Source organism: Rhodococcus sp. 14-2483-1-1 (assembly GCF_002259335.1).
In the GTDB taxonomy this organism is placed as follows: domain Bacteria; phylum Actinomycetota; class Actinomycetes; order Mycobacteriales; family Mycobacteriaceae; genus Rhodococcoides.
The window spans coordinates 365,214-385,716 of the sequence record NZ_NPFX01000002.1 but is presented as its reverse complement, the minus strand read 5'-3'; the positions used below and the strand labels follow the sequence as shown (position 1 = coordinate 385,716).

Sequence of the window (20,503 nt, the reverse complement as noted above, 5' to 3'; positions counted from 1 at the left end):
ACAACACCCCGCGAACCTGTGGTTCGCGGGGTGTTGTGCTGTGGCAGAAACCTTTTCGATCAGCGCTGCGACATCGCTTTCGCGGCCGCCTTGATGGCCCGTCGAATTCGGGGATAGGTACCGCACCGGCAGACGTTCTCGATGGTGTCGATGTCCTCGTCCGTCGGGTCGGGGATGCGCTTCAGCAGTGCGACGGCAGCCATGATCTGGCCCGGCTGACAGTAACCGCACTGGGAGACGTCCTCGTCGATCCACGCCTGCTGCACCGGATGGAGAACGTCGCCGTCCGCGAGTCCTTCGATGGTCGTGACCTCTTTGTCGGCGGCATCGGAGACCGGTGTGACACAGGGGAGTACCTCCTCCCCGTCGAGATGGCTCGTGCAGGCATGGCACACGCCGATGCCACACCCGTACTTGGGGCCGCGGACACCGAGTTCGTCCCGCAGGGCCCAGAGCAACGGCATGTCGTCGGGTAGGTCGACCGACACCGCGACCCCGTTGACGACGAACTTCTGTTCAGCCATGGATCCTCATTTCGGGAACGGATCGAAGTCGACGTCGAACAGGATCGGGAAGCTGGTGGGGGTGGTATCGGTGGCGCGTGCGTACGCGTTGGCCACTGCGGCCGCCGCAGCGGGCACCCCCAATTCTCCTGCTCCACCAGGGTTCTCGGTGGTGGGCGGCATGATCACCACTGACACATCCGGTGGTGAATCGCGTTGGCGGGCGTAGTGGAACTGCGAGTAACTACCTTCGAGCGGCAGCCCCTGCTCGTAGTGCAGTCCGGCCCTGAGGGTGGTCGAGATGCCGTCCATCAGACAGCCGATCATCTGGGCCTCGAGGCTGCGGGGGTTGACCACGCGGCCGACGTCCACGACTATGACGGCTTTTCTCACGCGGGGCGCTCGCGGGTCCTGCGCGTCGATCTCGACGAGATATCCTGCACTGGAACCGAACTCGGCATGGAACCCGATGCCCTGCGCCCGGCCGGGGCCGAGGTCTGCACCCCAGTTGCCCTCCACGGCCAGCGTGTTCAGTACATCACGGTGGCGGTCGCTCGCCACCGCCCCGATGCGTAGCTCCAGCGGATCGGTATCGAGGGCGTCGGCGATGCGATCCACCATGATCTCGGCCGCGGTACGTACCGTTCCGGAGAACACCGATCGCCAACTGCCGGTGGGCATCTCCACCGGTACCTCGACGAGGGTCCTGATGCTGCTATCGGTGAACGAGTACGGGTCGCGGGTGCTGTGGAACAGCGTCTGGGAAATCAGCGGGGACGGTGCAAGTGCGTCGGTGACGAGGTCACCGAAACCGCCGTCGAAATCGGTGCACACTGCGGCCACGCGCTGCTCCCAGGAGATCACCGCGCCGCGGGCAAGGACCGCGTCGAACTTGGTGTGTACCGCGGGCCGGGCTCGGCCGTGCCGCATGTCGTCCACCCGCGACCACATCAGGCGCACCGGTTTGCCCATTGCTCGGGAGATGACGGCGGCCTCGAGTGGGCCGTCCAAGTAGAGCCTTCGGCCGAACGAGCCGCCGCCGTTCATCACGTGGGTGGTGACCCGATTCAACGGAATGCCCAGTGTCAGAGCAATTTTCTGCCCGGCGTAGTTGGGTAGCTGCATCGATGCCCAGATGTCCGCGCGATCGGCCCGCACGTCGGCGACTGCCGAATTGGTTTCCATCGCGGCATGCGAAACGGGAGCGAAGTCGAAATCGACGTTCAGTTTCGTTTCGCCCGGCAGCTCGGGCCGACCCACTCCGCCGAAACCCGTGAACGCCGGGGTGCTCCGCCGAAGCCTGTCCTGGATGGAATCAGTGGACTCGTCGTCGATCGTTCCGGCGTTCCACGTGACCACCGCGGCGTCCTTCGCGGCGAGCGCGTATCCGAAGGTGCGCGCCATGATGGCGACCCCGGTGGATACGACAGCAACATCGATGACCCCTGGCATCGCTCGTAACGCCGCCTCGTCCACCGAGGCGACGGTTCCGTTGATCGTCGGTGGGCGTCGGACGACGACAGGCATGGCGTCGGGCACGTCGAGATCGAGCGTGTAGGTGAGCCGACCGGTGACGATCGCGCGAGCATCCTGGCGCGTGGTCGGTGTGCCGACGACCGTCAGATCTTCCTCCGACTTCGGGTCCACCGCCTCGAAGCGCAGTTCCGGGGCCGCGGCAGCGGCTGCCAGCTCGCCGAAGTGCGCCGCCCGTCCGTCCGGTGCCATGACGACACCGTCGACGATCCTCAGCGTGCCGACATCGGCACCCCACCGATCGGCGGCAGCGCGCAGCAGCCGCGCTCGTGCCGTCGCAGCGATGGATCGAACGGGCTCCCAGAGAGACTGGATGGAGTTGGAGCCGCCCGTGTAGTGGTTTCCGATCAGTTCCTGCCGGCCACGTGAGAGTGACACGACGGTCTTGTCGAGAGACGTGTCCAGCTCTTCCGCTATCAGCATCGCCACCGAGGTGGTCAGTCCCTGTCCGATCTCGGCACGGGGCAACGCGCAGTGCACGGAGCCGTCCCCGCGCACCTCGAGGATCACCAGGTTCGAGTCGGCGGGAATCGCGGTGAGGACCTGATCGGGGTCACCGTCGGTGCCGGCCGGTTCCGCGGACGCGGTGGTGCGTGTTACCAGCATCAACGTGGAGCCGGCCACTACAGCGGTGAAGAAGGAACGACGCGATACGGTGCGCCGTCCGGGTGTCGCGTGCGTCACATCGTCCTTTCGGTCGGGCCCGACTTTACAGTCGCCGATCCGACCAACGCCGCACGTCGAGGTTCGGCCGTTCGCCAGCCCGAGAATTCCCTCGGCCATTTGTCACTCGTCACGACGGCGCTACCTCGGCCGCCGTTATCGATTCGTTATATTTTGTTGCTCTATCGTGATATTGCCCCCAGATCCGCTGACATGTCCGAACGGCAGCATCGGTGACATGGAATCAGACAACGCGGCGGTCGGACCCGCACAGGACACACGTGACAACACTGCGACGAGTGGCCAGGGCTTCGGATCCTTCCTGGAAATGTTTCAGAGCGCGTCGACGACGAACTCCGAGCGCGAGCGCTGAATCGCGCAATGCGGAAGTGACCTCTGCGCCGAGTTAGCGTGACGGTATGCAGTCACCGATCACCCGCTACCTCGAATCCGTCCTCGACGATTGCCGACACCTCGACGGCGGGGCAATCGCGGAGGGTAACGCCGAACTCGAGCGAGCAGACCCCGAGACCTTCGCGGTGGCCCTTGCGACCGTCGGTGGATCGGTCTATGCCGCAGGTGATTGCGATACCGAATTCTCCATCCAGTCCATCTCCAAGGCCCTGGCGTATGCGTTGGCCGTCGAGGACAACGGACTCGAACGAATGCTGGAGGCCACCGACGTCGAACCCTCCGGCGATTCGTTCAACGAGATCTCGCTCGAACGCGCCACGGGTCGACCGCGCAATCCGCTGATCAATGCAGGAGCACTCGCTGTGCACTCGATGATTCGGGGGAGCTCGGCGCAGGAGCGCGCCGATCGCATCAGGGACTTGCACAGCCGGTGCGCCGGAAGGCAATTGAGCACCAACACGTCGGTCTACGAAGCCGAGATCGAATCGGACGACCGCAACACCGCGATCGCCTACCTTCTGAAATCCGTCGGAATTCTCGCAGCCGATCCGGCCGAGGTGGTCGACGGCTACGCCCGTCAATGTTCGGTGGACGTCAACTGTGTGGATCTGGCCACCATTGCGTCGGTGATGGCCAACGGGGGAGTCGATCCCATCACCGGGGAACGGTTGATCGACGGTGCGGTCAATCGTCACGTGCTGTCGGTGATGTCCACCTGCGGGATGTACGACGGATCGGGGAGTTGGGTTGCGGCGGTGGGTATTCCGGCCAAGAGTGGGGTGGCCGGTGCGATCGTCGGTGTGCTGCCCGGGCAGGTCGGGTTGGCTGTGCTGTCGCCCAAGTTGAACGAACACGGAAACAGTGTGCGGGGAGTCGCCGTGTTGGAGCGCCTCTCTCGGGATCTCGAATTGCACATGATGCATGTGGCACCGAGTGGTACGTCGGCCATTCGTGAGGTGACGGGTGAGGACGCCACGATCGTGCACCTGCAAGGTGACCTACGTTTCGCCGGAGCCGAGTCTGTCCTGGCCACCTTGGCCGAGGGCATCGACGCCCATCACCGAATCACCCTCGATCTGAACCATGTTCGCGCGATGGACGACGTGGCGCGTCGGCTTCTCGAGGACGCAGCCGCCGGTCTGCGCGAAGACGGCCACGACGTCGACATCGATGATCCGCACGGACTGATGGCAGTACTCGAACTCGACTGATCGATGGGCGGTGCCGTCAGAGCCGTCCGCGGAGAATCATGTTCCAGTAGCTCAGTGGCAGGCCGTAACGGTCGAACAGCCAGGCCGATCGTCGCGCTTTCAGCGGATCCAGAAACGACGGTAGCGATGGCGTGAGTGCCCCGGTTCGGTCGAATTCGGCCGCAACGAGACGGTGGGCGTCGATCGTCACCGGTGCCACGGTGTATCCGTCGTACGAGGACATTTCTCGTCCGTCTCTGGCGGCGAGCAGGTTGTCGATCAGAACGGTTATCTGCTTTCTCAGCCCACCACCGGACGAATCGGTGTCGATTCCGGCACCGTCACCGGCGGCCCAGATCTCGCTGTGTTCGCGGTGTCGCAGTGTGCGGGGGTCGATGTCGACGAGACCGTGCTGTCCGTCTCCGGTCAGTTTCGACGACTCGACCCATGGCTGTCCGCGAAACGGGGGCACCAGGTGCAGCATCCGGTAGTCGATGATCTGCTGTGTGCCATGGTGATCGGTGACGGTGATCTGCCGAGTTTCAGGGGATAGGGCGGTCACTGCTGTGCGGTGCAATATCCGGACGCCGAGATCGCGGAGATGATCGAGCAACACCGAATCGAGCCCAGGCACATCGAGTAGACCCTCGCGGTCGATCACCAGGGTGATGTCGATGTCGGCGAGTTGCCCAGTCGCCCGCCAGTGGGCGGCGGCCAGGAACAGTGGTTTGAGCGTGGTGCCGGTGCAGCCCACGGGTGGCTGCGGCACTGTGAACACCGCCGTGGCGCGCTCGGAGGAGTTGCCGACCTCGGGTGACGGGAAGTGGGAGATCAGGTGCCAGGTCTTCTCTGCTAGCCCCAGGTAATTGCTCGTCACCGCGTCCGAGTCGGCGGCCGCGGTGATTCCGGGCAGAGCCTCGTGGTCGGGTACCAGGCCGGTCCCGATGATCAGGTCGCGATACCCGTATCGCCGACCCGACGCGGTCGTGACCACCTTCTCGTGTGGGTCGACGAGGGCTACCGTGTCCTGGATCCAGGTGCTGCCCTTCGGCATCACCGAGCGTTGGGTTCGTTCGGCATCGCGGAGTCGGGCTTGGCCGCCCCCGACATACGACAGCAGCGGCTGATAGGTGTGCACGGACTGGGGTTCGATGACCGCTACATCGCTGTTGCCGAGACGAAGTGCGCGTGCGGCCGCGCTGACGCCCGCGTTGCCGCCGCCGAGAACGAGAACGTCGTGGCGGCCGTCGACGCCGGCCGAGGTCAAGCCGACATCTCTCTGTATGCGAGTGCAGCATCGAGAGTGGTGTGAAATGCGGTGCGGCCGCGTGCGTTTGCGGCCAGCGCCCGGGTCGACTCGATCGATCCGACCACAGCCAGTCGAGTGCCCCACCGGCTCAGGTGCATCGACGTGGCATCGAGAATTGCCGCCGTGCCTGCCGGCACCGCGTCGACCGCGGTCAGATCGAGCACCAACCGAGAACCTTCGACCGATGCATCACCGAGTGTCTCGGCCAGCACGCCGAGATCCTGACGACCGAATTCTCCGGCGACGCGAACGACGGTGGCACCGCCCAGTTCGGTGACGGTGATACCGGCTCCAGCAGTCGGCGCGGGAAACACCTGCCGAAGCGACGGTACGACGACGGCGGGAACAGGGTCGATGGAGGGTAGAACCGACAAGAGAATCTCCTCGATGAAGGACGCGGGCAGCGATGCCGACGCAGACGGTGTGGGCCCGATACGGGCGAACGGCGGCGTTTGCTTCACCGCAGGTTGTAGTCGGACTACCCGATTCGTGCGGTTTCAAGCGGCTTGTTTGCGGCCGGTGCAATCGGGCATACAGTTGCCACCTTCGAGTGGAGTCCACGCTCGGCACACAGCCCGAGAGGGCACGTCTTGCGATGACGATCTCCGAGAGGACACCTCGATGACGACGGCGGAATTCGATACGTTCAGATCCACCCGCGCGGTTCACGCGGATCCTGGAGTCTATGAGCCGCAGGACGATTCATGGCTCCTCTGCGAGATGGCGTCGCGGGCCGGGGTGCTGCGGGGTGCCCGTGTGCTCGACATGTGTACCGGTAGCGGTGCCGTCGCGCTCGCTGCGGCGTCGTTGGGCGCACGCGAAGTGCTGGCGTTCGACATCTCGCCGCTCGCGGTGGCGTGCGCTCGTCGCAACGCAGCCGCCCTCGATGTCGACGTCGACGTCCGCCTCGGGTCGTTCGCGGACGCGTCGGTGCTCGAGCCGTTCGACGTGGTTCTGTGCAATCCGCCGTACGTGCCCTCGGAGGCGGTGCCCGAGGGTGTCGGTCCGCACCGAGCGTGGGACGGCGGCCACGACGGCCGAGTGGTGCTGGATCCGCTGTGCGATGCCGCTCACGACCTGCTCGTTCCCGGCGGGACCCTGATGGTGGTGCAGTCGGAGTACTCCGACCCTGCACGAACCGAGGCGATGCTGCGCCGTGCGGACATGACGGTGTCCGTGGCGGCACGTCGATCGATCTCGTTCGGCCCGGTCATGACGGAGAGGGCTGCCTGGCTTCAGGAGGTCGGACTGCTCGAAGCATCCCGCGACATCGAGGATCTGGTGGTCATTCGTGCCGACCGACGATGAGGGCAGTGCCATCGGGGGCAACGATGGTCCCGTGGCGTCCACCACGAAACGCACCACCGTCCGCATCGTCAGGGGTGGGCCGATCGTCATCGACGGCCCTGTCGAGATCGAGTTGGACGACGGCACACGAGTGTGTTCCGACCGATTCGCGGTGGCGGTCTGCACGTGCCGACGGAGCAAGAACTATCCGTTGTGCGACACCAGCCATCGCGCCAAGAAGCGGCAGGCTCAGTCGAGCGAGGACCGACCGGCGGACCAGCGCGACATCACGTGATCTGCGAGCTCGTTCTCCACGAAATCCAGTGCACGCATTCCGAACACCACATCGGCCTCGAGTTCGGGCTCGTCGCGGAGTAAATTGCCGACGACATCGTGCCGAAGCACCTGCTCGTGCACCGCATCCGCCTCGACGTGCTCGGCGTAGAACGCAATGCATGCCTGGGGCGCCTTCAACCTCTTCAGACCGTGTACGTACCGCTGTGAGCCCGGCGACGACGTGATCTCGGTTGCGGCAAGGTGTCCGACCGTGGCACCACGCAGTCCTCGGTGCAGGGCGAAGAGCGACATCAGGTTCACCCACGCCAGAGTCTGAGCGGGAACACGGTCGACGTATCCGAGGTACGACGCGTCGAGCTCGGCGGCCACCATGGAGTCGGCCCACAGTTTCTGGTGGACGCGATCACCCTTCCCGCCGCCGTACTCGTCGAATTCGACTGCCACATAAGAGGCTTTGGCCTGACCGGTCAACCGGGGGATGGCCCAGGCGTGCGGATCGGCTTCCTTGAGATGGTAGATCGACCGATGCACGAAATACTCGCGCATCTGCTCCCACGAACCCTCGTCGCGCAGAAACCACGACGGGCCGGTTCCCGAGGTCGCCTCGACGGAGAGGGAGTCCATCTCTGCGGCTGCATCGTGCCCGGGTTCGACGTGAGCCCGGACGTACTCGAGAAAAGCGGATTCGAGTGTTGCTCGCAGGCGAAGGAGATCGGGGTCCCACTCCCATGCGTCGGCGACACCGTCGAATCCGCGATAGTGCAATTCGTAGCAGATCAGCAGGGCGAGTTGTACGTCTCGCGACGTGGAGTCGACGTCTGTCGGTGTCGGCAAGATTCCGACCGTTCCCGGCTCACCTGTGGTCAAGCACCGTACGACGGCTTCCGAAATCGGCCCGCACGGAACCGGCAGGACGGGGGAGCGTGCGGCGGTCGGGCGGGCGGACAGAAGCTCGGTCATACCTGAGGCTACCCACCGCGGGGCGGTATCAATCGCAGTCGGCGCAGGTGTTTGTGAGCCGTCACAACCGGCAATCCGTCGTGCACGACATCGAACTTCGGTGTCGAATCCACCGGAAGGACCTCATGCGCGCAGTCACCTGGCAGGGCAAGAGAAAAGTCAGCGTGGACACGGTTCCCGATCCGCGGATAGAGCAGCCGACGGACGCGATCGTCAAAATCACGACCACCAACATCTGCGGCTCGGATCTGCATCTGTACGAAACGCTCGGTGCATTCATGGACGAAGGCGACATCCTCGGCCACGAGCCGATGGGCATCGTCGAGGAAGTCGGCTCGCAGACAGGCGATCTGGCAGTCGGTGACCGCGTCGTCATCCCGTTCCAGATCTCCTGCGGACACTGCTACATGTGCAATTCGAGTCTGTACACCCAGTGCGAGACCACCCAGGTTCGCGAGCAGGGAATGGGCGCAGCATTGTTCGGCTTCTCCAAGCTCTACGGGCAGGTGCCCGGCGGACAGGCCGAGTACCTTCGTGTCCCGCAGGCGCAGTTCACACACATCAAAGTTCCCGAGGGACCGCCGGATTCACGATTCGTCTACTTGTCGGACGTGTTGCCCACCGCGTGGCAGTCCGTCGAATACGCTGCGATCCCCGAGGGCGGATCGGTGACGGTGCTCGGTCTCGGGCCCATCGGAGACATGGCCGCTCGCATCGCGCAGCACAAGGGTGCCCGAGTGATCGCGGTCGACCTCGTTCCCGAACGGCTTGCCCGCGCAGCTGCGCGAGGAATCGAAACGGTGAACCTCGCCGAACACAGCGGCGGCGTCGGCGACGTGATCCGGGAGATGACCCACGGCAGGGGAACCGACTCCGTCATCGACGCCGTGGGCATGGAAGCGCACGGATCTCCGGTCGGCAAGATGGCGCAGCAGATCGTCGGGATGCTCCCGGACGCCGTTGCCGCTCCGATGATGCAGAAAGCCGGTGTGGATCGGCTCGGTGCGTTGTACTCGGCCATCGACATCGTTCGCCGCGGCGGAACCATTTCGATCATCGGCGTGTACGGCGGTATGGCCGATCCGCTACCGCTGATGACCATGTTCGACAAGCAGATTCAGCTGCGAATGGGGCAAGCGAACATCAAGAAGTGGGTCGACCACATCATGCCGTTGCTCGGTGACGACGATCCTCTCGGCGTCGATTCGTTCGCAACGCACGAGTTGTCGCTCGACGATGCCCCGCACGCGTACGAGATCTTTCAGAAGAAGCAGGACGGTGCCATCAAGGTTCTGCTGAAGCCGTAGGGCTTCGAATACAGCGATGCGGCCCGGAAAATCACGGGCCGCATCGGTATTCGCAGAAGGATCAGTCGACTGAGATGACGTCCTTGGCGATTGCTGCCACGCGCGTCTGTCCTGCGGACACGACTCCGTGGCGGTTCTTGTGTGCCTCTTCGTACGTCACGACGGTGCGAACGTCGGTCGGGTTGCTGAGGTCTTTGATGGCGGCGACGGCGTCCGAGACGTTGAGATCGTCGTAGTCCGCGATCGGCAGCTCGTCGGCGTCGAGGGTTCCGCTGGCCGAGCGAGCAGTGTGGATCGCGTCGGCGACAGCATCGACGCCTTCGCTGCGGGTCACGTCCTCGGCAGCCTCTAGTGCTGCGTCGCGGCTCGCGGTGAGTGTCTTGACTGCGACGTCACCGGCATGTGCACCGCGGCCCAGCAGTGCGCTGAGGCGGTCCGGGGTGGCGCGAGCTGCATCCAGTGCGCGGTCGAGGCCTCGTGCCGACCAGGTTGCCGGTGCGTTGACGATCTTGACCGCGGTACCTGCGGCGGCCTGGAACGGGGTGCGGCGCAGTGCTGCGGGTCCGCCTAGAGCGTCCTCGGCAAGTACCGTCTCGAGCCACTCGACCGTGGCGGTGTGAGCGGTGGCCAGCCTGGTGGCCAGTGCAACCACCGACGGCTCGTTCGCAGCCGTTGCCAGTGCCTTGATGTACTTCGCTCGGCCCAGCAGCTGCTGCTCGAGTGCGAGATCGCCCAGCAGTGCTTCGTCGAACGGCTGAGCCTGTTCGGCGACTGCCTTGACGGCAGCGAGTGTGCGTCCCAAGAACGGTGACACGAGATCGGGCAAGCCGCCGAGACCACGAAGGGCTTCCTCGATGGCTGCGGCGCGATCCCGGCCGTTCGCGGCATTCTGGGTCAGTTCTCGACGAACCGCCTCGGTGCGCGCCTGAACGACGCGAGTTTCCGCGATCTGGATTTCCGTGTTCGTCAGCTGCAGCGCGACGCGCAACTGGGCGATCAGCGTGGATGTGCTCATGGTGCTCCCCTTTCGGTTGGTGATCGATTTCCTGTGGCCGATGCCTGCGGGTCGCAGCGTGATGCTCGGCCCTGCACCGGTCATTACCCGTGGGTAGGTTCGGTCAAACAGGAGTCGCGGATGTGTGAACAGGGACACGTGCGGACGGATGCGCGGGATGATCGCGACGTACGCCGGTTTCGATCGCGCACCGAGTGGACATCCGTAATCGATGAACACCGAGCTCTACACAGCAACCGTTTCCGCCACCGCGACCGGAGTCACGTCCGACGACGGTGTCCTGTCACTCGGTGTGCGCGAACCCCAACAACTCGGTGGTCCCGGGGAACGCACCAACCCCGAGCAACTGATGGCCGCGGCCCTGTCGAGTTGCCTGGTCGAATCGTTGCGCATCGCCCTCGGAACAGTGGGCGGCAGTGTCGACGACCTGGCTGTCAAAGGCAAGGTCGTTCTGACCGACTCCGACGCATCCGGGTACGACGCAAAGTTCTCTCTGGCGGTGTCGCTGCCGGGCACGGACAATCCCAAGGCGATCCTGGCGCAGGCGACGTCGATCTGCCCGTTTCTCAAGGTGATCGACGGAGTGGACGTAGTCCTCGAATGACGCCGCGTCGGCATTCTGTGGCACATTTCCAGCCGTGACGACAATTCGTACGCGGGCGACTCGAAGCCTCGGCGCAATCAGAGCAGGGTTCGCCCGTGAGGACACCACTCTGATTGCAGGTGGACTCACGTTCTACGCCGTCATCGCCGTTGTGCCGCTGCTACTGCTCGCGATTCGCGCCACAGCTCTGCTGGTATCGGCGGAGTGGGTACGGTCCGGGTTCGATGCGGTGTCGGCATTGCTGCCCGACGCGCTCGGTGCCCGGGCTGCGGTCGACGGATTGGCTACCGCCGGCATCGAACTCGGTCCGCTCGGGGTCCTGATCTCGATCTTTCCCGCGACGTTCTACGGGGAAGGCCTACGCCGGGCGATCGTGCGGTTCGCTCCGACTCGAGAATCGTTCACCGGTTGGCGTGGTCGACTGGCGATGGTGCCGTTCTTCGCCGCAGCGCCGGTGCTGCTGGCCGGCGTGCTGAGCGTTGCGCGGCTGCTCGAGGCAACGACCGGTGACGGCGGGATCGGTGCTATGACGCTGCGCGTGTTCCTCGGGTTCAATTGTCTGTGGCTGATTCTGTCGGTTCCCCTTGCGTGGACCTACCGAGTGATTGCTCCGCGGGCGGTGGGTTGGCGGGCGCTGGCCGTGGGATCGTTGGTCACCTCGTCCATCGTCACCGGGTTCGTGCACGGTTTCATTCTGTTCCTGGCGATTCCGGTGGATCTCGGCGCGCCGTTCGGCGGCCTCACCGCGATCGGTGGGGGCGTGGCAATCATGCTGTGGATGTTCGTGTTCCACATATTGGCGCTCGCAGGCTGGTTGGTCACCGCGGAGTTCGATCTGCCCGGCGATACAGCCCGAACATCAACTGGGTGAAGCCGAGAACGGCCAGTGCGCACGTCACGGAAATACCGATTGTCGCCGATGTACCGGCACTCGCCGGAGCGGCACCGGCAACGGTGGCCGTGACCGCGGCAGCGATCACTCGGGAAGGACGCTCCCATACCGTCAGAAATCCGACGTCGGGTATACCGGCACCGACTGCCCGGGCCCGGGCCATCTCGTGGAGGAGTGTCGTCACCCCGACCGCGACGACGAGAGGCATCGGGGCTCCCAGCGCCAAGCCGCTCGCAAGCAGCAACAGATCGCTGCAGCGATCTGCGACCGTGTCGAGGAGATAACCCCACTGTGATTGGGATCGACCGATCATCGCGACGCCGCCGTCGATACTGTCGAGCAGGCCCGAGAAAGCAATGAGCACAGCGGCGAGCAGGGGGGCCGAGGTGCCTGGCCGAGACAGAGCGACCGCCGCCCCTGCCACGACGACGGCGGTGCAGGTGACGGCATGGGCGGACACGGAGGCACGAACCAGCGGGGCGCTCAGCGTGTAGACCACTCGGAGCCACCATCTGACCAACACCGACGAAGACGGATCGATGCCGTTGTGCAGCGTCGACCACGTCGACAGGTATTCGTCGCGAGTCGCCGGACGAACCGGGGAATCCCGCTGACTGGACACACTGCGCTGACTGACCATCGACGATCCTTGCTCGGCACCCGATACGAGGGACCCGACGAGCATCCGAACTGGAGGGTGTACGTCGAGACTTCCACCCCGAGTACCCGTCGCCGGCGTTCTCAATCGGTGTCGGAGTTGCTCTCTCGTCTGCGGGCCTTCAACCGAGAAACCTTGACGCCCGCAGCGACGAGCACGATCAGCCATCCCGAAATCAGCACCCCGCCACCGACAAACGCCGCGCGGCGCAACGGGTGGGTGTCGGCATAGACGTACCCGACTGTGCCCCATAGCAATGCAACGAAAGCGATGATCGCCATCATGCAGATCATCGAATACAGCGTTCTGTTCATCTTCATCCGACCTTGCTCTTCACTTCGTCCCGACGAGCCTCGACTCGTACTTTCCATCGACCTTCATTGAATCGTTCGCTCCGACACGGCATTACCTGTCACCAGGCCAGGTTCGGCTGCCGCTCGCCGATCGACAACCCGAATTCGACACCTGTGCGGTGCGTGCGGCCGAACAACGCGTCGGCCACGTCCTCCGGTGTGCGCTCCAGGGCCGCTGCCCACCGCGCCGCACGTGCATTCGAGCGCGAAGTGCTGAATTCGACCACTCCCGTACCCCCGACGTCCACTGTCATCCGATCGGCCCCGGTGGCGAGCAGTCGACGCAGAGCCTGATCGCCGAACAGCACCTGGCCGCGCACCTGCACAACGGCGTGGCTGCGGCCGGTACCGCTCGGTTGCCCCTGCTTCACCCGAGGATCGACGTCCCCCCACGGCCTTCGCAATTCGGCTGCGTCGGTGCCGTGAATCCACACGACGCAATCTCGTTCGCGCAGAACGGATCCGACGGTGTTCAGCAGCGACGCCGAGGTGTGTCCTGCGGAATCCACGACCACGACGATCTCGGGCACGGCGTAGAGCAGACCGTGGGTGCGCGCCGCCGGGTCGGTGATCCGCGAGGCCAACATCATGGCCTCCAGGTTCTTGCGTTCGCGGTCTCCGCCCGTCCGCTCGGCCCATTCCGGCCCGTCGTGCCAGGCGACTGCGCGCGGCAGGTGTACGAGGACGGCACCGGCATCGTAGGCGCGGTGCGCGAAGTCCCAGTCCTCGCCGCCGTATCCGACGATGCTCTCGTCGAATCCGCCGATCTCCGTGAAGAGGTCACGGCTGCACGACATGACGGCGCTGATGATGTACCGGTACGAGCGTCGATCGGCGTCGAGCAAGTCGCGTGAGTGCGCGTATCCGTCTCGGAGCCAGAGCGGTTCCGTCAACTCCGGCGGTCCGGCCGCTCGCCCCCCGAACCACTCCGCTACATCCTGTGCGGCCCAACCTGCCAGATCGGCGTGGCGTCGCCGCCCCACGGCGAGGGCGTCGGGCAGGGCCGCGAGCAGCTGGGCCGATTCCGTGATGTACCCGGGCTCGGGAACGGTGTCCGCGTCGAGAAAACACAGAATCTCACCGTGGGCGGCCGACGCGCCGAGATTGCGAGCCGCTGCCGCACGAAACCCGAGATCGGCCTGTCGTACGACGGTGATATCGAGCGCGGAACGAAAGGCATCGACGTCGGGCGCTACGGGGGACCCGTCGTCGGCCACGATCACCTGGATGCGAGAGGCCGGATACGTCTGTGCGGTGAGCGCGGTCAGAACCAACTCCAACCGGCGTTTTTGCTCGAAGTACGGGATCACCACCGACACCGACGGGTGCCGGTCGACGGGTGGCACCAGGTCCCACCGATTGCCCGGTACCACCCAGCGGTCATCGGGCAGCTCCTGCGCATCCAGCGCGCTCTGTTCGCGAAACAGTGCGGAGTACAGCGTCGCTGCCTGGTGGAGTGTCGGATAGGGAACTACGCCGGGTTGCTGCCAGGTCTTTTCGGGATGATCCAGCGCCTCGATCATGGCGGCAGCGAGGCCGTCGACGGAGTTCTCGTGGATCCAGAGTGTCCCCGGAGAATTGGCCTCGATCTCGTCCACGTACCGACCGTGGGGGACCAGCGGCCTGCGGCCTGCCGCGATCCAGGAGTTGATGGAACCGGATGCCGACAGGTGCCGGTGGAACGCGACGGGTATCGCGATCGACCGAAGGAGTTCGTCGAGGTCGGCGTCGGGAACGAACCCGGTGGAGTCGAACGAACGGCCGAGTCGAGCAGCGGCACAGGTGAGTTCGTCGATCATGGTCTCGTGGCCCGGCGACGCGGATCCGATCGACAGCAAGTCGACAGCAGTGTCGAGAGATCTCATGGCCTGCAGTACTTCCTCGTGCCCCTTGCCCGGGTACACGAACCCCAGTACGCCGACGACGTTGCGCATGGCGTCGCGCGGTCCGGGTTCTGCTGTAGCACTGTGGATCGGTAGCGGAATGACGCGAGTGTCGATTCGGTCGTGCGCTACGTCGTCGAGCAGCAGCTGCTCGTGCATGCTGGAGACGACGACTGCAGACACGCAGTCCATCACCCGCCGATAGCATGTCGTTCGCGCTTCGAACGCGGTTCCATCCGAGGCCTGCGGGATGTCGTGCAGTGTGACGGTGATCGGAGCTCGGTGCCGCTCCACCGTGGAGACGAACACGTCTGCGGCCTCACCCGCGGTTCGGCCGAACAGCCGGTCGGTGAAATGCACGTGTATCGGAATGTCGACGGGCAGATCTTCGAAGCTCGAGATCACCGGACTGGCTGTCGCAGAGGCCAGTTCGCGCGCGCAACGAGTTACTCCGTGCTCAGGAGGGCCGATGACCAGATGGTGCACTGGCTGGGTCACGGCACCAGCTCCAGGATGCGAATCAGTTCCGAGTGCCGCTGCAGCGCCGCATCGACGAATTCTGGATGAGCTGCATACCAACGCAGATGGGCACGGTGCACCGAACTCGATGAATGCGGCGTGCCGTCGACCGTCCACTCGGGCCGGGGATCGCCGTCGAGACCGAGTGCGTCGAGTACTCGTCGCTCGACCGGTGCCCGGACGCCACCGAGCAATTCACGGCCCGGATCCGCGGCGGTGCAGCCGGTGCCGAGCTGGTCCAGAATCCGCTGTGCCAGCGCAATCAACACCACATTGGTCGCATGATTGATCGTGTGGGTGGCAGCGCGCCCGGCATCGGCGAACAAATCGGCCGCGGCGATGTCGGTATCTCGCCTCTCGCGCCGACGCAACTCGTCGAGGCTCGACTCGGCTGCGTGTCGGAGACCGTCGTCCGAGACGGAGCGGTCCCAGTCGTCGTCTTCGCCGAGTCCGCTCTCAACGGCAAGTATCGTGCGCAGGTCGTGGTACGGCACCAGGCTCGGAACGGCGGCAGGATCGCTCGGATGTCGAACGATCACCTGAAAGGGATGCAGCCCTGCATATCTGAGCACCGGCCACCGCACGACGGTGGCGTCGGGCGGCAGGCTCTCGGCAAGATCGGGTACTCCGAGCGGTAGCGAACGATAGCCGGCCCGAACCGGCTGTGTGAGAAGGACCGACGCCTGGCGCACGAGCCGGTCGACATAGGGCAGGTCCGAGGACTCGAGCTCGTGAACGGGTGGTACGCGCACCGTCCGCAGCGGCATGGCCGGATCGGAATCGAGGAGAATACGCAGTGCCTCGGCCTGACAATTTCCCCAGACCAGAAGGAGCGGCCGGTCATCGTGTTCAGGGGCGTCACGGCCCTGTTGTCGTTCGGCTACTTCGTAGAATTCGCCGTAGTGGCGGGTGCGCCCGTCCATGCTTGCCCCGACGTCGTGTGCTCGTTCGTAGTGGACCATTTCCTCGTCAACGTAGCCCCGGAAGACCTGCTGCGCCAACCCCGATTGAACCCGGAAGAAAGTGGGTACTGGACACGTATCGCGTGTCGGGACCAGGCACGATTGCCCTGCCTGTACCCGAAGGATGTCATGATTCGTGTTGCCTCGGTTCCGTCCTCGCACGTCTACGTTCAGCACCTGCAGCCGGTGCTCGGCGACGGTGCGGTATCCACCCTCGAGTCCGTCACGTTGCTACCCGACCCTCCACCCGTCCGCGTGGATGTGCCCGGGCAGTGGTGGCCGCCGCGGCTGCTCGATGCACAGTGGCTCGCTGAGCAGACCGACGTCCAGTTCGACGTTCTGCACGTGCATTTCGGGTTCGAGTCCTTCGGTCCCGAGGAGCTCGCTCGCACCGTCGAACACCTACGTGCCCACCGTCAGGCGTTGGTTCTGACCGTCCACGATCTGCACAATCCCCATGTCGCCGACAACACCGATCATCTGCGGCAACTGGACGTCCTGGTTCGCGGGGCCGATGCGGTGATCACCCTGACCGAGGGCGCGGCCGCCTGGATCCACGACCGGTGGGGGGTGCGCGCGGGCGTGGTGGAGCATCCTCACGTGGTGCCGCTCGAGCGAATGAACCGCGCCCGCCCCCGGTCGGACTCGTTCGTCATCGGTGTCCACGCCAAGAACCTACGATCCAACATGGACCCGCTGGCGGTGATGGACGCGGTGATCGAGGCCGCGAGATCGCTGCCCGACGCGACGGTTCGGTTGGATATCGACCAGGATGTCTTCGAGTCCACGAGCCACTGGTACAGCCCCACGGTCGGCGCAAAGCTGTTGGATTACAACACGTTTCCCGACGTCGATGTGCGGGTGCACCAGCGGTTCGACGACGACGCGCTCTGGGACTATCTCACCGAGATCGACGTGTCGTTGCTGCCGTATCGATTCGGCACCCACTCGGGCTGGCTGGAGGCATGCCGCGATCTCGGGACGACCGTGGTCGCGTCGGACTGTGGCTTCTATGCAGACCAAGCCCCGGTGCACAGCTTCCGGATGGGAATCGACTCATTCGATGCGGCCGGCCTCGTTGCGGCCGTGCAGGCAGCGCACGACGATCGAACGCCCGCACTCGATCGCGACGTCCGAGCGAAGCAGAGACGAACGATCGCAGAAACCCACGCAGCAATCTATTCAGCAGTGACAAAGGAGATGCGTTGAACGAGAACCCACTTCGCATCGCGGTGCTGGCGTCATCGAGTTTTCCGGTGGCCCAGCCTTTCGCGGGCGGTCTGGAGGCGCATGTCTACAACCTGGTGCGTGCGCTCACCGAGCGCGGGCACCGGGTGAGTTTGTTCGCAGCGGACGGCTCGAGCGTCGATCTGGACGCGACGCTGCTACCGGTCCGAACACTGGATCTGACGCCGATATCCATTGCCGACGTCGCGATCACTCCGACCGCGATTCGCGAACACCACGCCTATCTTGCGGTCATGATGGAACTGGCAGGGACGTTGTCCGAGTCATTCGACATCGTGCACAACCACAGCCTGCACTACCTGCCGCTGGCCATGTCCTCGACGTTGTCGGTGCCGATGGTGACGACTCTGCACACACCGCCGTTCGCATGGTTGGAGTCGGCGGTGGCGCTGGCCCCTGCCGGGGCCAACACCTTTGCCGCGGTCAGTGAGTTCGCAGCCTCGCAATGGGCCGATGTCACTACCGGCACTGTCGTCATTCGTAACGGAATTTCGTTGGAGGAGTGGCCCTTCGGCAGTGGTGGCGATTACGTGGTGTGGTCCGGCCGGGTCGTTCCGGAGAAAGGACTGCACCTTGCCATCGCCGCTGCGAAGCAAGCAGGACGCTCGCTGCGCATCGCGGGTCCGCTGAGTAACCTCGACTACTTCCACGACGTCGTCGAACCGTTGCTCGACGAGGACATTCGCTACGTCGGGCACCTCGACCAGCCTGCGTTGGCGGCGTTGGTGGCCGGCGCCGAGGTCGCGTTGGTGTCGCCGGTGTGGTCCGAGCCGTACGGCCTGGTGGTGGCGGAAGCGCTGGCCTGCGGCACTCCCGTCGCAGCGTTCGCACGAGGCGGCATTCCGGAGATCGTCGACGCGTCGTCGGGAGTACTCGTACCGGCCGACGATGTTCGGGGCCTCGCCGCGGCGATCCCTCGGGCAGCTGCTCTGAAGAGAAGCGACGTCAGGGCACGCGCCGAAGCGGTGTGCTCGATGGATCGGATGGTCGACGAGTACGAGGCCCTGTACCGCTCGACGCTCCAGGCGGTCGCAGACCCGGTCGACGATCGGCTCGCGATCGCATGATCGGCTATTACGCGCACCATCACGGGGTCGGTCACGTCACCCGTGCCGACGCCATCGCACGCTCCATGTCGGAACCGATGACCGTTCTGTCCTCGAGGCCTCGACCTCCGGGGCATGCGGCGGCCGAGTGGCTCTCGCTACCCCTCGATGTGGACGAGTCCACAGACGTTGTGGCACAGGATGGTTCGGCGGGCGGAGTGCTGCACTGGGCACCGCACGACGTGGACGGTCTGACCGAGCGGATGGCGATCGTCGCGCAGTGGGTGGCGCGTGAGAAACCGTCGGCGGTAGTGGTGGACGTATCGGTGGAAGTGGCGATGTTCCTGCGTCTCATGGGAGTTCGGGTGATCGTCATGGCAATCCCGGGGGAGCGCACCGATCCGATCCATGGTCTGGCCTACCGGGCAGCGACACACATCCTCGCGCCGTGGTCACGCGAGGTCTACGACCCCGGTTGGCTGCTGCCGTACGCGGACAAGACGACGTTCTCGGGATCGATCAGTAGATTCGCCGGACGCGAGCGAACCTCGCGTTCGGGCGATCCGACGGTTGTGGTGTTGGGTGCGGCAGGCGGTACGTCGCTCACCCGCGATCTGGTGGACTCGTGGTCCGCGGTGGACGACCGGTTCGAGTTTCGCGCCCTCGGCGTCGCAGGCGGCGACTGGATCGACGACGTGTGGCCGGTGCTGTGTTCGGCCGCTCTCGTCGTCACACACGCCGGGCAGAACGCCGTCGCCGACGTCGCCGCGTCGGGTGCGCCCGCCGTCGTCGTGCCGCAGGTCCGGCCCTTCGGCGAGCAGTCGGCCACCGGACGGGCCCTGGCCGACGGATCGATCGCCGAGGTGCTCGACACATGGCCGTCCGTGGCCCGGTGGCAGGCCGCAGCGGATCGCGCCCTCGATCTCGGGGGTGCTCGGTGGTCGGCACTGCGCACCGATGGTGCCCCTGAGAGAGCCGCCTGGGCCATCGAGCAGTCCGTTCCTCTACGGAGTCGGCAGTGAAGATCGCGGTCGTCACCGTGGTGGCCGGGCGACACGAGCACCTGGGCGCTCAGGTGCGCGGTCTGCGACTTTCCACCGCGGAACAGGTCGACCACATCGTCGTGTCCATGGGAGACAACGCAATTGCCGACGTACTCACCCGGACCGGTTCGGCCGCCACATGTATCGAGATTCCCGTGGAGGGCGCGCTACCGCTGGCCCGTGCGCGCAACCTCGGCGCTGCTGCTGCAGTCGACCGCGGCGCGGAGTTGTTGGTGTTCCTCGACGTCGACTGCATCCCGGGGCCAGGATTGTTGGAGCAATACCGTTGTGTGGCAGCCGCTCCGGGTAACGAACGATCCCTGCTGTGCGGTCCGGTGACCTACCTGAAACAACGCGACGTCGGTACCGAGGGCCTGGCTCTGGCGGCACTGACCGCGCCACATCCGGCGCGCCCGAATCCGCCGGCCGGAACCGTCGCACACGGGGACAACTTCGACCTCTTCTGGTCGCTGTCCTTCGCCGTCACCACGCAGACCTGGACCGAACTGGGTGGTTTCTGCGAGGACTACACCGGCTACGGCGGCGAGGATACCGATTTCGCTGCCACCGCGGTGGCGTCGGGGATGGGGTTGCGGTGGGTGGGCGGGGCGCATGCGTATCACCAGTGGCATCCGGTCTCCGATCCTCCGGTGGAGCATCTCGACGACATCGTTGCCAACGCGCGTAGGTTCTTCGATCGATGGGGTCGGTGGCCGATGGTCGGTTGGCTCGACGCGTTCGCGGCCCGCGGTCTCATCGAGTTCGGCGACTCCGGGATTCGGCGCACATCCGGTCACGTCGCCTAGGCTGGTCGAAC

Annotated in this window: 21 protein-coding genes; 11 read left to right on the top strand and 10 right to left on the bottom strand. The window is 65.1% G+C overall.

From position 1 onward, the window contains the following. Nucleotides 1-59: 59 nt before the first annotated feature. A complete protein-coding gene (locus CH294_RS01650) occupies nucleotides 60-524 on the bottom strand; it encodes a (2Fe-2S)-binding protein (RefSeq protein ID WP_032404741.1) in 465 nt (154 codons plus the stop codon). Between the two features lie 6 nt (nucleotides 525-530). Continuing rightward, on the bottom strand, nucleotides 531-2,720 hold the full coding sequence (locus CH294_RS01645) for a molybdopterin cofactor-binding domain-containing protein (RefSeq protein WP_094736822.1): 2,190 nt from the start codon (nucleotides 2,718-2,720) through the stop codon (nucleotides 531-533). Between the two features lie 217 nt (nucleotides 2,721-2,937). On the opposite strand from CH294_RS01645, the gene CH294_RS27965 reads away from it, so the two are divergent. Next, nucleotides 2,938-3,072, top strand: a complete 135-nt coding sequence (locus CH294_RS27965; protein ID WP_255182535.1) for a hypothetical protein — start codon at nucleotides 2,938-2,940, stop codon at nucleotides 3,070-3,072. Nucleotides 3,073-3,118: 46 nt separating this feature from the next. Then, on the top strand, nucleotides 3,119-4,324 hold the full coding sequence (gene glsA / locus CH294_RS01640) for a glutaminase A (protein ID WP_094736795.1): 1,206 nt from the start codon (nucleotides 3,119-3,121) through the stop codon (nucleotides 4,322-4,324). A 16-nt stretch (nucleotides 4,325-4,340) separates the two neighbouring features. On the opposite strand, the gene CH294_RS01635 is transcribed toward glsA, so the two are convergent. Both CH294_RS01635 and CH294_RS01630 read right to left on the bottom strand, forming a co-directional pair. Beyond that, nucleotides 4,341-5,570 carry an FAD-dependent oxidoreductase gene (locus tag CH294_RS01635; RefSeq protein ID WP_094736794.1) on the bottom strand — a complete coding sequence of 410 codons (1,230 nt, stop codon included), beginning with the start codon at nucleotides 5,568-5,570 and terminating at the stop codon, nucleotides 4,341-4,343. Continuing rightward, the gene (locus tag CH294_RS01630; protein ID WP_141216429.1) at nucleotides 5,567-5,986 is read right to left on the bottom strand and encodes a hypothetical protein; all 420 of its coding nucleotides are present in this window, start codon (nucleotides 5,984-5,986) and stop codon (nucleotides 5,567-5,569) included. Before CH294_RS01630 ends, CH294_RS01635 begins: the two co-directional genes overlap by 4 nt. Before the next feature lie 247 nt (nucleotides 5,987-6,233). Between CH294_RS01630 and CH294_RS01625 the strand changes: the two genes are divergently transcribed. Continuing rightward, on the top strand, nucleotides 6,234-6,920 hold the full coding sequence (locus tag CH294_RS01625) for a HemK2/MTQ2 family protein methyltransferase (RefSeq protein WP_032404745.1): 687 nt from the start codon (nucleotides 6,234-6,236) through the stop codon (nucleotides 6,918-6,920). Further along, complete coding sequence (locus CH294_RS01620) at nucleotides 6,904-7,194, top strand: CDGSH iron-sulfur domain-containing protein (RefSeq protein ID WP_037149612.1); 291 nt, start codon at nucleotides 6,904-6,906, stop codon at nucleotides 7,192-7,194. Before CH294_RS01625 ends, CH294_RS01620 begins: the two co-directional genes overlap by 17 nt. Here the strand turns inward: CH294_RS01620 and CH294_RS01615 are convergent. Further along, the gene (locus CH294_RS01615) at nucleotides 7,149-8,156 is read right to left on the bottom strand and encodes an iron-containing redox enzyme family protein (RefSeq protein WP_170944548.1); all 1,008 of its coding nucleotides are present in this window, start codon (nucleotides 8,154-8,156) and stop codon (nucleotides 7,149-7,151) included. The two genes, CH294_RS01620 and CH294_RS01615, sit on opposite strands and share 46 nt — an antisense overlap. Before the next feature lie 125 nt (nucleotides 8,157-8,281). Here CH294_RS01615 and CH294_RS01610 point away from each other — a divergent pair, with 125 nt between their 5' ends. Further along, nucleotides 8,282-9,463, top strand: a complete 1,182-nt coding sequence (locus CH294_RS01610; protein ID WP_094736792.1) for a zinc-dependent alcohol dehydrogenase — start codon at nucleotides 8,282-8,284, stop codon at nucleotides 9,461-9,463. Between the two features lie 61 nt (nucleotides 9,464-9,524). Here CH294_RS01610 and CH294_RS01605 read toward each other — a convergent pair whose 3' ends face one another. Next, complete coding sequence (locus CH294_RS01605) at nucleotides 9,525-10,478, bottom strand: hypothetical protein (RefSeq protein ID WP_032405049.1); 954 nt, start codon at nucleotides 10,476-10,478, stop codon at nucleotides 9,525-9,527. Nucleotides 10,479-10,689: 211 nt separating this feature from the next. On the opposite strand from CH294_RS01605, the gene CH294_RS01600 reads away from it, so the two are divergent. Together CH294_RS01600 and CH294_RS01595 are read left to right on the top strand one after the other, a co-directional pair. Further along, entirely contained in the window at nucleotides 10,690-11,082 is a 393-nt protein-coding gene (locus CH294_RS01600; RefSeq protein WP_094736791.1) for an OsmC family protein, read from the top strand. A 34-nt stretch (nucleotides 11,083-11,116) separates the two neighbouring features. Further along, entirely contained in the window at nucleotides 11,117-11,953 is an 837-nt protein-coding gene (locus tag CH294_RS01595) for a YihY/virulence factor BrkB family protein (RefSeq protein WP_094736790.1), read from the top strand. On the opposite strand, the gene CH294_RS01590 is transcribed toward CH294_RS01595, so the two are convergent. The 4 genes from CH294_RS01590 to CH294_RS01575 all read right to left on the bottom strand — a co-directional run bounded on the left by CH294_RS01590 (nucleotide 11,901) and on the right by CH294_RS01575 (nucleotide 16,349). Continuing rightward, a complete protein-coding gene (locus CH294_RS01590; protein WP_141216428.1) occupies nucleotides 11,901-12,614 on the bottom strand; it encodes a CDP-alcohol phosphatidyltransferase family protein in 714 nt (237 codons plus the stop codon). The genes CH294_RS01595 and CH294_RS01590 overlap by 53 nt on opposite strands. A 101-nt stretch (nucleotides 12,615-12,715) precedes the next feature. Beyond that, nucleotides 12,716-12,946 carry a hypothetical protein gene (locus CH294_RS01585; RefSeq protein ID WP_141215767.1) on the bottom strand — a complete coding sequence of 77 codons (231 nt, stop codon included), beginning with the start codon at nucleotides 12,944-12,946 and terminating at the stop codon, nucleotides 12,716-12,718. A gap of 98 nt (nucleotides 12,947-13,044) precedes the next feature. Then, nucleotides 13,045-15,366, bottom strand: coding sequence for a glycosyltransferase (locus CH294_RS27720; RefSeq protein WP_249304978.1), 2,322 nt, complete (start codon nucleotides 15,364-15,366; stop codon nucleotides 13,045-13,047). After that, nucleotides 15,363-16,349, bottom strand: coding sequence for a WcbI family polysaccharide biosynthesis putative acetyltransferase (locus CH294_RS01575; RefSeq protein WP_094736819.1), 987 nt, complete (start codon nucleotides 16,347-16,349; stop codon nucleotides 15,363-15,365). Before CH294_RS01575 ends, CH294_RS27720 begins: the two co-directional genes overlap by 4 nt. A 129-nt stretch (nucleotides 16,350-16,478) precedes the next feature. Between CH294_RS01575 and CH294_RS01570 the strand changes: the two genes are divergently transcribed. The 4 genes from CH294_RS01570 to CH294_RS01555 are packed head-to-tail and all read left to right on the top strand — an operon-like array spanning nucleotide 16,479 to nucleotide 20,492. Then, nucleotides 16,479-17,558 carry a glycosyltransferase gene (locus CH294_RS01570; protein ID WP_094736788.1) on the top strand — a complete coding sequence of 360 codons (1,080 nt, stop codon included), beginning with the start codon at nucleotides 16,479-16,481 and terminating at the stop codon, nucleotides 17,556-17,558. Beyond that, a complete protein-coding gene (locus CH294_RS01565) occupies nucleotides 17,555-18,664 on the top strand; it encodes a glycosyltransferase (protein WP_094736787.1) in 1,110 nt (369 codons plus the stop codon). Before CH294_RS01570 ends, CH294_RS01565 begins: the two co-directional genes overlap by 4 nt. Next, a complete protein-coding gene (locus CH294_RS01560; protein ID WP_094736786.1) occupies nucleotides 18,661-19,665 on the top strand; it encodes a glycosyltransferase in 1,005 nt (334 codons plus the stop codon). Before CH294_RS01565 ends, CH294_RS01560 begins: the two co-directional genes overlap by 4 nt. Then, on the top strand, nucleotides 19,662-20,492 hold the full coding sequence (locus tag CH294_RS01555) for a galactosyltransferase-related protein (RefSeq protein WP_094736785.1): 831 nt from the start codon (nucleotides 19,662-19,664) through the stop codon (nucleotides 20,490-20,492). The genes CH294_RS01560 and CH294_RS01555 overlap by 4 nt, the downstream gene beginning before the upstream one ends. The last annotated feature ends 11 nt before the right edge of the window (nucleotides 20,493-20,503 follow it).

Excerpts from the sequence above, each read along its gene's own strand:
- CH294_RS01615 (WP_170944548.1), bottom strand. The coding sequence starts at position 8,156 with ATGACCGAGCTTCTGTCCGCCCGCCCGACCGCCGCACGCTCCCCCGTC.
- CH294_RS01585 (WP_141215767.1), bottom strand. The coding sequence starts at position 12,946 with ATGAACAGAACGCTGTATTCGATGATCTGCATGATGGCGATCATCGCT.
- CH294_RS01610 (WP_094736792.1), top strand. The coding sequence starts at position 8,282 with ATGCGCGCAGTCACCTGGCAGGGCAAGAGAAAAGTCAGCGTGGACACG.
- CH294_RS01570 (WP_094736788.1), top strand. The coding sequence starts at position 16,479 with ATGATTCGTGTTGCCTCGGTTCCGTCCTCGCACGTCTACGTTCAGCAC.
- CH294_RS01605 (WP_032405049.1), bottom strand. The coding sequence starts at position 10,478 with ATGAGCACATCCACGCTGATCGCCCAGTTGCGCGTCGCGCTGCAGCTG.
- CH294_RS01575 (WP_094736819.1), bottom strand. The coding sequence starts at position 16,349 with ATGGTCCACTACGAACGAGCACACGACGTCGGGGCAAGCATGGACGGG.
- glsA (WP_094736795.1), top strand. The coding sequence starts at position 3,119 with ATGCAGTCACCGATCACCCGCTACCTCGAATCCGTCCTCGACGATTGC.
- CH294_RS01600 (WP_094736791.1), top strand. The coding sequence starts at position 10,690 with ATGAACACCGAGCTCTACACAGCAACCGTTTCCGCCACCGCGACCGGA.
- CH294_RS01650 (WP_032404741.1), bottom strand. The coding sequence starts at position 524 with ATGGCTGAACAGAAGTTCGTCGTCAACGGGGTCGCGGTGTCGGTCGAC.
- CH294_RS27965 (WP_255182535.1), top strand. The coding sequence starts at position 2,938 with ATGGAATCAGACAACGCGGCGGTCGGACCCGCACAGGACACACGTGAC.
- CH294_RS01590 (WP_141216428.1), bottom strand. The coding sequence starts at position 12,614 with ATGGTCAGTCAGCGCAGTGTGTCCAGTCAGCGGGATTCCCCGGTTCGT.
- CH294_RS01560 (WP_094736786.1), top strand. The coding sequence starts at position 18,661 with ATGATCGGCTATTACGCGCACCATCACGGGGTCGGTCACGTCACCCGT.
- CH294_RS01625 (WP_032404745.1), top strand. The coding sequence starts at position 6,234 with ATGACGACGGCGGAATTCGATACGTTCAGATCCACCCGCGCGGTTCAC.